General features: G+C 59.3%; 12 protein-coding genes and 2 pseudogenes. 11 read left to right on the top strand and 3 right to left on the bottom strand.

The window, feature by feature from the left end:
* Nucleotides 1-301 precede the first annotated feature (301 nt).
* The 9 genes from GGR62_RS14735 (at nucleotide 302) to GGR62_RS14695 (ending at nucleotide 9892) form a co-directional block, all read left to right on the top strand.
* Complete coding sequence (locus tag GGR62_RS14735; protein ID WP_184408610.1) at nucleotides 302-3457, top strand: TonB-dependent receptor; 3156 nt, start codon at nucleotides 302-304, stop codon at nucleotides 3455-3457.
* Between the two features lie 246 nt (nucleotides 3458-3703).
* Nucleotides 3704-4222, top strand: a complete 519-nt coding sequence (locus tag GGR62_RS14730) for a hypothetical protein (RefSeq protein WP_011051224.1) — start codon at nucleotides 3704-3706, stop codon at nucleotides 4220-4222.
* A complete protein-coding gene (locus tag GGR62_RS14725; RefSeq protein WP_184408609.1) occupies nucleotides 4161-5009 on the top strand; it encodes a serine/threonine-protein kinase in 849 nt (282 codons plus the stop codon). Before GGR62_RS14730 ends, GGR62_RS14725 begins: the two co-directional genes overlap by 62 nt.
* Before the next feature lie 9 nt (nucleotides 5010-5018).
* The gene (locus GGR62_RS14720; RefSeq protein WP_011051226.1) at nucleotides 5019-6173 is read left to right on the top strand and encodes a hypothetical protein; all 1155 of its coding nucleotides are present in this window, start codon (nucleotides 5019-5021) and stop codon (nucleotides 6171-6173) included.
* A 450-nt stretch (nucleotides 6174-6623) separates the two neighbouring features.
* On the top strand, nucleotides 6624-6968 hold the full coding sequence (locus GGR62_RS14715) for a hypothetical protein (protein WP_260306071.1): 345 nt from the start codon (nucleotides 6624-6626) through the stop codon (nucleotides 6966-6968).
* A complete protein-coding gene (locus GGR62_RS14710) occupies nucleotides 6965-7381 on the top strand; it encodes a SymE family type I addiction module toxin (RefSeq protein WP_184408607.1) in 417 nt (138 codons plus the stop codon). Before GGR62_RS14715 ends, GGR62_RS14710 begins: the two co-directional genes overlap by 4 nt.
* Nucleotides 7382-7466: 85 nt before the next feature.
* Nucleotides 7467-8084: a hypothetical protein gene (locus tag GGR62_RS14705; RefSeq protein WP_184408606.1), complete on the top strand. Its 618-nt coding sequence runs from the start codon at nucleotides 7467-7469 to the stop codon at nucleotides 8082-8084.
* A 252-nt stretch (nucleotides 8085-8336) separates the two neighbouring features.
* On the top strand, nucleotides 8337-8885 hold the full coding sequence (locus GGR62_RS14700) for a hypothetical protein (protein WP_039424959.1): 549 nt from the start codon (nucleotides 8337-8339) through the stop codon (nucleotides 8883-8885).
* 104 nt (nucleotides 8886-8989) lie between these two features.
* Nucleotides 8990-9892: an XVIPCD domain-containing protein gene (locus GGR62_RS14695; protein WP_184408675.1), complete on the top strand. Its 903-nt coding sequence runs from the start codon at nucleotides 8990-8992 to the stop codon at nucleotides 9890-9892.
* A gap of 260 nt (nucleotides 9893-10152) precedes the next feature.
* Here the strand turns inward: GGR62_RS14695 and GGR62_RS14690 are convergent.
* A pseudogene (locus GGR62_RS14690) lies at nucleotides 10153-10383 on the bottom strand (chemotaxis protein CheW); the annotation flags it as partial.
* A gap of 294 nt (nucleotides 10384-10677) precedes the next feature.
* Between GGR62_RS14690 and GGR62_RS14685 the strand changes: the two are divergent.
* Entirely contained in the window at nucleotides 10678-11787 is a 1110-nt protein-coding gene (locus GGR62_RS14685) for a serine hydrolase domain-containing protein (RefSeq protein WP_184408605.1), read from the top strand.
* Nucleotides 11788-12053: 266 nt separating this feature from the next.
* On the opposite strand, the pseudogene GGR62_RS14680 reads toward GGR62_RS14685, so the two are convergent.
* A pseudogene (locus GGR62_RS14680) lies at nucleotides 12054-12452 on the bottom strand (chemotaxis protein CheW); the annotation flags it as partial.
* Nucleotides 12453-12661: 209 nt separating this feature from the next.
* Nucleotides 12662-12784, bottom strand: coding sequence for a hypothetical protein (locus GGR62_RS21290; protein ID WP_260286829.1), 123 nt, complete (start codon nucleotides 12782-12784; stop codon nucleotides 12662-12664).
* A gap of 637 nt (nucleotides 12785-13421) precedes the next feature.
* Between GGR62_RS21290 and GGR62_RS14675 the strand changes: the two genes are divergently transcribed.
* Nucleotides 13422-14063, top strand: coding sequence for a hypothetical protein (locus GGR62_RS14675; RefSeq protein ID WP_326520266.1), 642 nt, complete (start codon nucleotides 13422-13424; stop codon nucleotides 14061-14063).
* The last annotated feature ends 58 nt before the right edge of the window (nucleotides 14064-14121 follow it).

Here is a 14121-nt window from a genome sequence, read left to right as displayed (position 1 = left end):
CCCAATCCCCAAAAGATCAATGGTCGCTAGAGCGCAAGCCATCCACGTTCAGGATCAGCGCCATGCGGCCGTCGCCGATCAGGATGGCGCCGGCGTCGCCGGGCAGGCCGCGTGGCAAACGCAGCAGGCGTGTTGCGGGGCAGAATGCGCTCCCGCATGGGCTGTGATACTTAGTTTTCCACTGCATTAGAACGATCTAATCGCATCTGTGCAGAAGGGAGAGGGAAGAGGAGGGACACCGGGTCGCCGCAACCGCGCCGGATATTTCTGCATCACTTCGCGCGGCGTTCTTGTCCGATCGTTGGATCGACAGAAATCCGCCGAAGCCGATCACTATTGGGAGAGCATGATCGAAATGAACCGCATGCCATTCGCACGCAACCGCAGCACGCTGTCCGCCGGTATCGCCATCGTCTTGTTCGCGAGCGCCGCCTCCACCACCGCTGCCGCCCAGCAGGCCGACGGCACGCCGGCGCCCACGGGCCAGGCCGAGGTGCAGGCCACGGACCTGGATGCGGTGACGGTGACCGGCTACCGCTACGCGATCGAAAAAAGCCTGGAGCAGAAGCGCAACGCCAACGCCGTGGTCGATGTGATCACCGCCGAGGACGTGGGCAAGTTCCCCGACAAGAACGTGGCCGATGCGCTGCAGCGCGTGCCCGGCGTGGTCATCAGCCGCGACGGCGGCGAGGGCAAGAACGTCAGTGTGCGCGGCCTGTCCTCGGAGCTGGTGCTGACCGAATTGAACGGCAACTACATCGCCACCGCCGAGTCCAACGGCGACCCGACGCGCTCGTTCAACTACACGCTGCTGCCGTCGAACCTGCTGGGCAGCGCGGAGTTGTACAAGACCCCGGAGGCGCGCATCGATGAAGGCGGCATCGGCGGCACGGTGATCCTGCAGACGCGGCGCCCGCTGGAACTGGAGCCAAACTCCGGCTTCGTCTCCGCCGAGGGCACCTGGTCGGATACCAGCAAGAAGACCGACGGCCAGTTCTCCGGTTCGTACTCGTGGCACGACAAGGACAACCGCTTCGGTGTCTTCGTTGGTTACACGCAGCAGAAGCGCACCGCACGCACGCTCGATGCCAGTACCGAGAGCTGGCAGTGGTACGGGCGCGACGAAGTCGGCCCGGCGGTCGACGTGAACGGAAATCCCTCGGACTTCAATGCCAACTGGTGGGGAGGTACCGGTTTCTGGAACCAGGACGGCAATTACTCCACCGGTTTCATGATGCCGACGGCGGTCAGCCTGGGCGCCAAACGCGAGGAGCGCGAGCGCAAGGGTGGGCAACTGACCTTGCAGTTCAAGCCGACCGACGACCTGACGCTGACCGCGAACTACTTCCGCTTCGACCTGTCGCAGGACTCGCAGACCAATACCATCAAGATTCCCGAGTGGAACATTGCCCGCTATAACGGCGACGGCAACTGGCGCGGCGGCCGTCTGCTCGACCGGCTGCAGTTCGATCCCAGCGGCACCATCGTCACTGGCGCCGCCTACAGCCTGCGTCCGGGCAAGACCTACTATTGCAGCGAGGCGCAGGCCGCCGCGGCCGGCCTGCCGCCGGGCGGCTGGGGCTCGGACGATTGCACCGTGCCGACCCCGCAGATCACCGGCAGCTACAACATCGAGAAATCGCAGTCGCAGACGGTGGACCTGGGCGGCGAATGGCGTGGCGAGCAGGTGGACGTGGCATTCAAGGTCGGCCGCACCTGGGCCAAGGGCGGGCCGGAGCTGCAGTTCTCCCTGCCGATCAAGCCACGCCTGCAGAACGCCGACGGCAGCTGGAGCAATGGCAACTTCGCCAGCGCCTGGGACCTGACCGGCACGCCGAGCATGACGTTCTCGCCGGAGCTGATGCAGAACCTGCGCGACGGCATCCTGCAGGTCGACCTGGGCTCGACCGGCTCGTCCTGGACCCGCAACACCAATCAGCAGCAGTACGCGCAGATCGATACCACCTGGCATTTCGACGGCGAGGTCGTCGACTCGCTGCAGTTCGGCCTCAAGCGTCGCGACGGCGGCATCCACCGCAGTACCGGCAACAACTACTGGGTGTGCCCGGGCACCGACCCAAGTGACTACGACAACCGCTACTGGAACGGGCGCTGCAATGCCATCGCCACCCAGTTCTCGCCGGGCCTGCTGTTCGCGCAGGACAACCTGGCCGGTGGCGTCAACGCCAGCGCGTTCCCGGCGATCAACTTCCCGGGTTACATCGGCTACTTGAACCAGACCTACGGCGCGATGCAGACCCGCAGCGAAGACAACTTCGTCTACAACGTCGACGAGGAGATCTATTCCACCTACCTGCAACTCAACTTCCACACCGAGCGGCTGCGTGGCAACGTCGGCGTGCGGGTGGCGCGCACCGGCCAGCGTGCCGATTCCACCGACAAGGTGACCGCCTACAACGACTACTTCTTCGATGGCGCCGACGGCAATCCGCTGGCCTGCCAGCAGGGCGCCGCCATGCCCAGCGGCGCCCCGGCCGACACCTATTGCGGGACCGAAGGCTACTGGCGTTTGTCCGACAGCGTGCAACGCACCGAGTCGTTCGTGGTCAGCGGGCTGGACCGCAACTACACCGACGTGCTGCCGAGTTTCAACCTGGCCTACGACCTGACCGAGAACCTGCTGCTGCGCGCGGCAGCCGCGAAGGTGATCGCACGTCCCAGCTACAACGACATCGCCGCGCCCGGCAGCCTGGAGTTTTACAGTCCCGAGTACGTGGCCGACCGGCGCCTGACCGGCGGTGCCAGCGAGCAGGGCTGGTACGGCTCGGGCAGCAACAAGAACCTGGAGCCGTACAAGGCCAACCAGTTCGACCTGGGGCTGGAATGGTATTTCCAGCCGGGCTCGGTGGCAGGTGTGGGGCTGTTCCGCAAGAACGTGGAGAACTTTGCGGTCGACGTGATCAGCGACGTGAACATGATGGTCGACGGGCAACCGGTCACCGTGCAGAACTACAGCACCCAGGCTGGCGGCCAGGACGCGGTCTCGCAGGGTGTGGAGCTCTACGCGCAGCACACGCTGCCATTCGGTCTTGGTGTGCAGTTCAACTACACCTACAACGATGCCAGCAAGGCGGCGGTGCGGCTGGAGGACGGCACTGAGGCCGGCAAGACCGCCATGCCGGGCAGCGCCAGAAACCAGACCAACCTCACCGTGTTCTACGAGACCGACAGCCTGCTGCTGCGCGCCTCGTACAACCGTCGCGGCGAGCTGGTGCAAGGCCTGGTCAACGGGTTGAACGTCTACGAGGAGCCGTACTACCAGATCGATCTGAACGCGGCGTACAACATCACCCCGGCGCTCAGCCTCACCGCCTCGGTGCTGAACCTGACCAAGCAGGAGTCACGCTCGCACCTGGGCGAGGACACCCGCGCCCGCTTCTACACCGGCGGCTACGCAGGCCGGCTGGCGTACCTGGGGCTGACCTACAAGTTCTAGCGCCAACGTGTCGCGCCCATGCCTGCCGCGTGGCGGTATGGGCGCGATGGGCGCGATGGTTTGGCGATGGCCGGGCTGCGGTGGAAGTGAACCTGGAACCGTTATTTCGATAGTGTGGTCGATGTGGGGTGTTTGTTTCCTAGGCCTCCTACTGTTGGCGTATGCGCTGGTTTGCCTTGCCGAACGGGCTGCCGCTAGTTGGCCAAGTATTGGTAAACTACACAAAAGTAGTCAGTGAAGCGCCTCATGTCTCAAGCCACTGCCCCAGCGATAGACCGTGACGATTTTTCAACCGAGTCAGACTTTGTCGACAGCTTCGTAGGTAAGCTATCAAAGGGTCGTACATCGTTTGGAAAGGTAGAAATCACCAAGGAGTGGGATCACCGCGCTGGGGTCGTTGATGTTCTCGCTCGGCATCGGCGCAAGACACTAGTAGCCTTCGAAGCCAAGTTAAATAATTGGAAGCGAGCATTTCATCAGGCGTATCGCAGCACTGCTTACGCCAACAAGTCATATGTGATCGTTCCTGCACATGTGGCCGCTAGAGCGCTGAGGAACCGAGACGAGTTTGAATTACGGGGGGTGGGACTGTGTTCATTCGATGGAAAATCCGTGGAGGTGCTCATCGAGGCCTCCGAGCAGGACGCACTACTGACCTGGCTGCGGGCGCAAGCGCACGAACATTTCGATTCGCTAAAAGATGATGAGCGCGCAGCTAAATCTAGATCTGGTTGCCGAGCAGCTGTGTCAGCAATGCGGATTTGAATTCAAAGGATTGTTGGGCAAAGGGGCATTCAAGAGCGCCTATCTTTCTGTCCATCAGTCGTATCCATTCGCGCTTAAGATTGCTGCGATAGCGGGTGATGCTAACCGCCTTGTGCGTGAGGCCGATGCGCTCAAGGAGTGCTCGCATGCATCGGTTGCGAAACTTCTGCAAGCATTCCCCTATGCGCACGGAACCCACCACCTGTGGGTCGTCTATGAGGAATACTTGGGCGGCGGAACGCTTGAGGCACGCCTTAAGCTAGGCGCTCTGCCTCCAGCAGTTGTCCGAGCTCTCGGTGTACGGCTAGCAGAAGTCTTGGAACATCTTGAAAGTAAGCGACTTGTTCACCGGGACATCAAGCCCGCAAACATCATGTTCCGCGATGATAGGGACCCCCACCCCGTACTAACGGATTTTGGAATTGTGAGAATGTTGGATCAGCCAACTCTCACGCATGCCTTCATGCAAATGGGGCCGGGAACGCCTGCATATGCAGCCCCTGAGCAGCTAACCAACGACAAAGCACTCATTGACTGGAGAACTGACCAGTTCGGAGTCGCCATAGTGCTGGCAGAATGCCTTCTTGGACATCACCCGTTCCTTGAGCCGGGAAAAACTATAAATGACGCCATCATTAGTGTAGCCGCGAAACACGAAATGCCGGCTACAAATGCTCAGCGCCTTACCGCAATGGGGTTCGGCTGTATAACTAGGGCGCTCAAACCGTGGCCCGTTTCCAGATACCGCAGGCCTTCCGATTTCATCAAATCATTGACCCAACCCTAAGAGAAATCAATGGCGTCCTATCTGCAGTTCGGCCACGATTCCTGGAACCTCCTAGAGGAAGCTGACATTGGCGCCTATACCGGGCTAATCCTCAGCCCGGTCAACGATGGACCTACAGACGTTCAAACTCGACTTGCTCGCCTAGGTACTCTGCGCGATAGGCTTGAGGTGATCCTTGACCCGCAAATGTATAACCCTGCGGTCGAAAAAGGAAAGATGGACCAATGGTCCTACTTTCCGGCCGATTTTGCGACAGCCGATCATGCAGATATCGGCTGGTGGACAACGCGCACGCGCGCGATTGTTGATGAAGGAGCCCGTCTCGGCGTGGATGCGGTGTGCTCCCCAGCATTGTTTCCGAGAGCATTTACGGACGACTACTACTCCTTGATGGTAGAGGTCGCTGACGCGACTAAGCAGTACGCAGATCAGCATGAAATCCAGACGATGCTGACAGCCGTAGTTAGCTTGCGTGACCTCGCGAACCCAACAAGGGCGATGGCTATCGCATCGATCCTTTCGCGAAGTTCCTGCGAACGCGTCTACCTCACGTTTGTAAATGAGGATGTGCCACCACGTGAGCCCTTGAAGGATGGCGCTGGCATTCCCACTGCCGTGCATCTTGTGCGTCTCCTTTCTGCGGAGATGCGAGTGCATGTTGCCTTCGTGAGTCATGACTTGATTCTGTGGAAGCTCGCTGGAGCAACCGACATCTCCACAGGAAAATTCATGAATCTACGGCGCTTCTCCCCTGGGCGATGGCAGGACGAAGAAGCTGGGGGACGGCAAGTGGCCTATTGGAACGAAGGGCCCTTGCTAGCTCGATTGCGGGAGGCTGACGTGGCGTTGCTACTTCGTCATGGATGGTTCGAAGGCAGGGATATGTCCGGCAACCCATCGGAAGCGCGAATCTTGGAAATCATCCGCGGTGGTACTCGTACTGCCTGGCTGAAACTATCCTGGATGCAGTACCTGCGATGGGCTAGTAACATGGAAGCTCTATGGCACGGCAATCCCACTCTCGCTGAGGCCTCGTTGGACACCGCTGACCGGAATTGGAGTGAGATTGTCGACCGACGGAAGCTGCTCTTCCAAGATAGATTCAATAACGGTGACCATGTCCGCGCATGGATGAATGCCGTTCGGGAAAGCCGAATTCGGTGAAGTGGGCCTTGCATTTAAGTGACATCCAATGGTTGAGAAGTAACGGCTCGAAATAACGGTTCCAGGTTCACTTCCACTGCAGCCTGGCAGTCGCCAACCACGCGCCTATGCCTGAAACGCGGCGGTATGGGCGCGACGCTCCCGCGCTCGCATCGGACCGTGAAGGGTCAGGTGCACTTATCAGGCGAGGGCGCTCGGCTTGCGTGGCCCGTATGGAACTGCTTCATCGGCGCACAGAGCCACACGAGACCCGCCAGCGTGTCTTGACACGCCAGACCGCGTACTTGCAATCTAGTCCCAAGGAGCGTCGAAACTCCTCTCATAGCGGTACCCACCTCCGTCAAACCGGTGGGTTTTTTGTGCCTGCATCCCGCAGGTGCAAGCCGATGCGATGCCTGCGTCGGGAGGGCGGCTAATACAACACCCGCAAGGGGAATACGCCCGCCGGCTATGAGCGGTTTCGAACCTCCCGACATCCCGTCGCCGTTGGCGGCGGTTCTTGGGTTGTTCCAGGAGGGCGTTGCCATGTCTACCGCACCATCCATGCCGGCATCTGTGCCGGTTGATCTGTTGCCAGCTTCCGCTCACCGCCCGCGGTGGGATATGGGCGATGTGCTGCGCAGGCTCGACGCAAGCACAGCTATTGAGCAGGCGAGAGACCATGCCGCGCATCCGCTGAGTCACCAGCTCGGTGTATTGCCGCACACCTCGCGCCGCCTGTCGGCACGCAGGGCTGTGCCATTGCAGCAGTACGTCGCTGCAACAATCACCCGCCATCACCCGGAGGCGCCATGACACGCCGCCGCCCACCCAAGGCATCTGCCAACGCACGGCCCACCCGCACGCGTGCGCGCTCCGCGCCACCCAAGCGGGTGCAGTGGGTCGTTGTGGAACCCGACCGCACCAAGCTGCCACCGATGCTGCCGCCCGACCCGGACGCCTCGCCGCAAGGCCCCGGCACGCTACGTGCACCCCGCCGCGCTCGCCGCCCGCGCCAATGCACCGTCAGCTACACCCATTACCCCGGCGCCCACGACCACGCCGGCGACCAGCACGTGCCCCACGTCCGCCTCAGCGGCCTATGGCTGGAACAACTGGGCTTTGCCATCGGCACCAAGCTGCGCATCACCGCCAGTGAAGGACAACTGCTGATGGAGGTGTTGCCGCCGGCGGAGGCGCCGGCCAGGGCGCGCAGCGTGGGGCGATGATGGTGCGGGTGACAGAGACCTGCGATTGACCTCAGTGCCGCATGCCACTAGCGTCGCAGCGACATTAGCGCACACCGGACGCTTCATGATTGCGCGCCCCCTCTACGCCTTGCTCGCCACCCTGGCTCTGGGAGCTTGCGCCCACGCGGCGGGCGGCGCAGCTCCGGCAACCGTCACGGAGACATCCGCCCTGAGTTCATCCAGCCCTGCCACTGTGCCGCCTGACAAGCCCACTGCGGAGGGTTTGCTTGGCCACCTGCTTGCGTTGATCAAAGGCAGCCAGACCATTTCCGACTTCACTCCCGAGCGTCTGAAGTCGGCAATGGGGCAGGTCGTTCAATTCGTAAAAGACGATGAACGCCTATACCGTGCTTTTGGCCGGCTCACCAAAGAGTGGAGCTACGGCTTTGGTGTTGATGAAACCAAACTCGATGGACGCTGGTTTGAATTCCGTTTTGATCGCAATGTGGCCGGTGCATCGCCTTCAATGACCGAGATCTGTCGTCTGGACTTCGACCGCTTCACCCAGCAGCTTGAGCTAATGGGATTTGCGCGCGAGCGCAACATCGTCGAAGACGGGCGCTGGATGAGTGATTTCTTTACGCGTCCGGGAATGCGAGTAGAGGTTTTTCCGCGTGGCGAGGCTGCGGAACCGCAAGCGTTGGTAGCGCACAAATGCGTCGAATGGGTCTACATTCGATAAGCTGAGGTAGCGGACATGTCACTCAGCCCTGGAGTTGTCAGGCCTCATAAAGCAATGCGTGCATAGGGCATTGGGGGTACTTGAGAGGCGTGCATGACACGATGACATTGAAAAACTGTCAAAATTCCCCCTGCAGCACCAACTTATTGGAGAAAGGCCGTGCCCCTTGCAAACGATCCAATGCGCTTTGCACTCACGGCATTGATTACCTGCCTGATCGCTGGCTGCAGCCTGCAACCGCCGCCTGCAAACGTGCCTATCGCAAAGGAGCAGATAGAGATGAGAACGGTCGTCCCGTTGGTACGGAGTTTGACCCCACATGATCGTGGGCCTACAGAGCTGGAATTCGATGTGCCCGCACTGCCCGACGACGCGACTCCGCCCGTTTTCATCGGTGTGCGGATCACCGGTGTCGATCCAACTGCCGTCTCCCAAAGTGCTGACAGGCTGATTAGCGCTGGTGTTTCGGCCGAGCTCCACTTGGAGCGTATTGAACCATCCGGTCCGGTCTCCGTGGAATTGCAGCGTAGTCAGCGTGTGGGAGTAGGTCAGCAGGCGTCCATTCCCTTGTCAGCTGATGGTATGGCTCCTGGTCTGTTCGCTTTTGATGCGGACGGTACGACGCTGCAGGACGCCGGTTTGTCTACTGAACAGACCGCGTCCAGGGAGTTGGCGTTCGGCTATAGCAATGCTGTCCAGCCAGGCCGTTATCGGCTCAAACTGCGCTTTGATCAGAACGCCGAGGCGCTGGTTGCGGCTAATGCTCAACTTCTTGTCGCTTACACCTACAAAGGAAAGTGAGGGGAATGAGCATGGATGATCATGAAAAGCGCTATGCAGTCACTGTCTACGTCGCTGCCGCAGGTACGCCGTTGATGACCGGAGGCACATCCTTCGGCGGCCATATGTACTACTCGATTGACGACGGAACGACTGTCAAAAGTTATGGGTTCTCGCCCATCAAGCATGGTGAGGCTAGCGGGCCGGGAAAACCTTCGTTCAATGACGTCGACACCTATCAAAAACCGTATTACTCACGCACGATGGAGATTGATAAGGCCCAGTATGACAAGTTGGAGGCCTTCGGCGCGGCCCCTGCTAAGCACGGGTTCAATATGGAATATCACGGTGTTAAAAACAGTTGTATCGACTTCACGTGGGATGCGCTCAATCACGCTGGACTGTACCGGAAGACAAAAGATGGAGTTGATAAAGGCTTTGAGGGGGATATCAGACCCGTAGAAAACGTAGATGAGATCAAGAGCATTCCTGCTCCTGTGCCTAAAAGTGAGTTGAATAAGGAGCACAACAATCCCAAGCCCAAGCAGGAACTTTGGCAGAAGGTGATTGGTGAGGCGCAGCCGCCCGGTGAGCAGGTATCTCCACTACAGGAAGTAACACAGCTTGCGAGAGTGCTGCCAACAGATCCGCTGCATCACCAAGCAGAAGAAGCCGTTCGCCGCCTTGAGCAAGGTCTCGGCCGCGAGTATGACGACAACAGCGCACGGCTGGCAGCAAGCAGCGCGTATTTAGCCAAAGAGAACGGGCTGTCGCGAATCGATCATGTCGTGCTGAGCGAGAACACCAAGTCCGTGCGCCAGGGCGAGAACGTCTTCGTTGTGGAAGGTGCGTTGAACGATCCCGCTCACAAGATGGCGCATATGAAGACAAGTGATGCGATTGCGCAGTCCGTCGAGCAATCCTTGGGGCAACTACAGGCCTTGGGCGAAACTCAGCGCCAACAGCAATCCCAGCAGCAGGAGCAACAGCGAGAGCAGTCGATTGCGCCTCAACACCGGATGGTGTGAGGGCTAGTGAAGTAACGGTTCTGAAATGACGGTTCCAGATTCACTTCCACGGCAGCCTGGCCGTCGCCAAACCATCGCGCCCATGCCTGCGCGCGTAGCGGCATAGATCGGCAGCGATGCTGGTAGTGAAACGACAACGGCCGCAGTACGCGGCCGTTGTCGTTAGATCAGGCAACCAGGATCGTCTTGACGATTCCCGATTCCCGATTCCCGATTCCCGATTCTCCCAATCCCGAATCCCGAATCCCGAATCCCCAAACTCACTGATCGCTGGAACGCAGTCCATCCACATCCAGGATCAATGCCATGCGGCCGTCGCCGATCAGGGTGGCACCGGCATAGCCGGGCAGGCCGCGCAGAGCGCGGGGTAGCGGCTTGATGACCACTTCCTCGCGGCCGCGGACCTGGTCCACCACCAGGCCGAAGCGGGTTTCGCCGGCCTGCAACAGCACCACGGTCAGCAGCGGCGGCTGTTCGGCAGGTACGCCCAAAGAACGGGGTCAGATTCACTTAAGGAAGTCAATCTGACCCTGAGGTTTGGACCCGTTATTCGACAAATAGCTGCCATTGTTGAATGGCCGGGATTGGTGGAATGCGGAAAGGCTGGTTTCGAAGCAGCTAAAGCGATTCCCGCCGCTTAGCCGTATCACCAAACCGGCGAGAGATTTCTGTCTTGCGAGGCGGCGACACCATACAACATCGCGTATGCGGACAGGAAGTATCCGGCCGAATAGGGTGATACCCTCTGCATGGCTCAAACGCTGATGTTGGAGTGAGGAGTAAAAATGGTCGCCTCAATTAAACGCCGCACTGTTTTGGCTGCGGCATTATCCATGGCCCTGCCGATGCGTAGCTTTGCCAAACCCGGAATTGAAGCTGATAGCGTGTCCTCGGCCCTTCGCCGTCGCGTAGCCGAGGAAAAGCAGGGCACCGGGGCCGTATTGGGGGTGGTGCGCGCAGGCGAATTGAAGACCTTCCACTACGGAACGGTTGGCCTAGGTAAACTCCAACAGCCGAATGATCGGTCAGTATTTCAGATCGCCTCGCTAACCAAGATATTCACGGCACTATTACTTGCTGATTGCGTTCAGCGGGGTGAAGTGAATCTCGTCGATCCGCTATCAATGTACATTGCAGTTCCTCCCGCCACCTTCGACGGGAATGAGATCACGCTTCTCGATTTAGCCACTCATACGAGTGGGCTACCACTTCGGCCATCCAGTCGCACCGGCCTCAGTCAAGACAACCCCTACGCCGGCTACACCGAGAGCGATCTTTGTGCTGATTTAGGTCGTGTCCATCTCACGCGCTTACCGGGGTCGAGTTTTGAATACTCGAATTTTGACTACGCGTTATTGGGTTACGCGTTGTCACAGCGCCTTGGCAAAACGTATGCTGACCTCTTGCGAGCTCGCATTCTTGAACCGCTTCGTATGGACGAGACTACGCTTACTCTATCAACGGCGATGCAGCACCGCGAAATTTGGGGTTACGATGCGGACTTCCACTCGGCTCAACCCTGGGAATTTGGTGCGCTTGCGCCGGCAGGCGGCCTTTTTTCGACGGTGAAGGACCTGTCGAAATTCATGACACTTTGGACAAACAAAGAAAGCGGTCCCCTCTCTAGGGCGGCTTCAATGATGCTGACCGTAGATAGGCCCGGCGATAATGCCGATACCAGAATGGGTATCGGCTGGCGGAAGGTCCACCCGGATGGCCAGAGTATAGCTTGGAGCAATGGAAATGGCGGCGGCGTTCGTAGCTTCATGGGCTTCAACGCCGACACGCGCGTCGCCGCAATCGCGTTTATCAACAAAACATCGGGTTTTGGAGTTGACGATATCGCGCTTGGGATGCTTGCGCCAGCTGGCTCGCATGTTCCCCCGTTTTTCTAAAACCCGGGCTGGTTTAAGATGTTTAAATATTAGCTGGATGGGAAATAACGGTTCCAGGAAATAACGGTTCCAGGTTCACTTCCACGGCAGCCCGACCGTCGCCAGACCATCGCGCCCATGCTTGCGCGCGTAGCGACATAGATCGGCAGCGATGCTGGTAGTGAAACCACAACGGCCGCAGTACGCGGCCGTTGTCGTTAGATCAGGCAGCCAGGATCGTCTTGCTGATTCCCGATTCCCGATTCCCGATTCCCGAATCCCCAACCTCAATGATCGCTGGAGCGCAGCCCATCCACATCCAGGATCAGCGCCATGCGGCCGTCGCCGATCAGGGTGGCGCCGGCGTAGCCGGGCAGGCCGCGCAGGGCGCGGGGTAGCGGCTTGATGACCACTTCCTCGCGGCCGCGGACCTGGTCCACCACCAGGCCGAAGCGTGTTTCGCCGGCCTGCAGCAGCACCACGGTCAGCAGCGGCGGTTGTTCTGCCGGTACGCCGAGCCAGCGGCGCAGGTCGATCAGCAGCAGCGTATGCGAGCGGCGGTCGAGCACGGCGCGGCCGTCGAACCAGCCCAGCGAGGTCTGCGGTGCATGCAGCACTTCGACCACGCGGGCCAGCGGTAGCGCATAGACCGCTTCGCCGGCCTGCACCAGCAGGGTCGGCAGGATCAAATAACGGTTCCAGGTTCAGTTCCACGGCACCCTGACCGTCGCCAAGCCATCGCGCCCATGCTTGCGCGCGTGGCGGCGTAAATCGGCAGCGATGCTGGTAGTGAAACGACAACGGCCGCAGTACGCGGCCGTTGCCGTCAGATCAGGCAACCAGGATCATCTTGGCGATTTCCGATTTCCGATTTCCGATTTCCGATTTCCGAAAATCAATGATCGCTGGAGCGCAATCCGTCCACATCCACAATCAGCGCCATCCGGCCGTCGCCGATCAGGGAGGCACCGACGTAGCCGGGTAGGCCGCGCAGGGCGTGGGGTAGGCGTTTGATCACGAAGAAGTGAATCTGGAACTGTTATTTGCACCTACAAGCAGGTCGCTGAGCAGGCGTCAGGCGCGCTCCAGAAGCGCATTGCGGGACTTGTTGTTGCGCCCCGTACATGGGAAAAGAAGAGCACAAAGATTTGCTCTGAGCTGGGCCATGCTTTGAGGCACGCAGTGGAGATGCGGATAAGTGAAGGCGTACTAGTCATGGCCGCAATTTCGATGGATGGCGATAAGCCGGCTGATCAGACACGGCACTATCGCTATGCCGCGGCCCAGATTTTTCATGGTGCCATTAGTGACGCAAAGGACGCCACTGAGGCACTAGATAAATGCCTGGCCGATTATAATTAAGGGTCTTGCCGGGGTATGTGTCGGTGGAAGAGGTGTACCTGGAACCGTTCTTTGCAACGTGCCGTCGCTATTGGCGGCGGCGCTTGGCCAGCGCGGGGCATTTGTCGATGCAGGCGTTGCCGCCGGTGGAGGTGCCGCTCGCATCGCGCTGTAAGCGCAGTTAGCTGTGTGAACAGATAAGCGATACGATGCAGCAGGTAGGCCGCAGAAGAGGCAGCTAAGATAGCCTCATGTTCTAAACGCGGATTTGCCTTGAGCTTCAGGTTCGGCATCACACTCACAGGAGAGATAAGGTGCTCATTGCAAAGGATCTAATGCGCGTTGCAGTGACGGCATTGATCATTGGTCTGATCGTAAGCTGCAGCATTCAATCGCCACCTGCAAATACCCCCATCGCAAAGGAGCAATCAGATATGCGAACCGCAGTACCGCTGACGCGAAGCTTGCCCCCCAATGACGGCGAAGAAATGGTGCTTGAGTTCGACGTGCCCGCCCAGCCGGACGACGCAAACCCGCCAATTTTTATCGGCATTCAATTGATCGGAAGTGACACCGGCGCCGTCGCGGATGCCGCGGACAGTCTGGTACGTGCCGAAATCGTTGCAGTCGTGCATCTAGAGCGTATCCAGCAGGCTGGGTCCGCCACTGTGGAGCTGCAGCGCAGTCAACGTGTTGGAAGAGAACAAGAGGTGCCCGTTACCATCGCTGCAGACGGTATTGCAAAGGGGTTGTTCGCGCTAAATGCGGATGTCGCGACAATGGCAAGTGCTGGGCTGGCTCCGACGGGCAGGGCTTCCGAGGAACTCGCGTTTGCCTACAGCGCTTCGCTCCAGGCTGGTCGTTATCGTCTCAGATTGCGTATTGATCAGAACCGGCAAGCGTTGTTAGATGCGAATGCACACCTATTGATTGCTTACACTCACAAAGCAAAATAAGGCGGGCGAGACATGGATGATCACGACAAGCGCTACACCGTCACTGTCTACGTCGCTG

Origin of the sequence: Xanthomonas sp. 3075 (assembly GCF_014197275.1) — a bacterium.
Lineage (GTDB): Bacteria > Pseudomonadota > Gammaproteobacteria > Xanthomonadales > Xanthomonadaceae > Xanthomonas > Xanthomonas campestris_B.
Note: the sequence above shows the minus strand (reverse complement) of the source record. Positions and strands in the feature narration are given on the sequence as shown.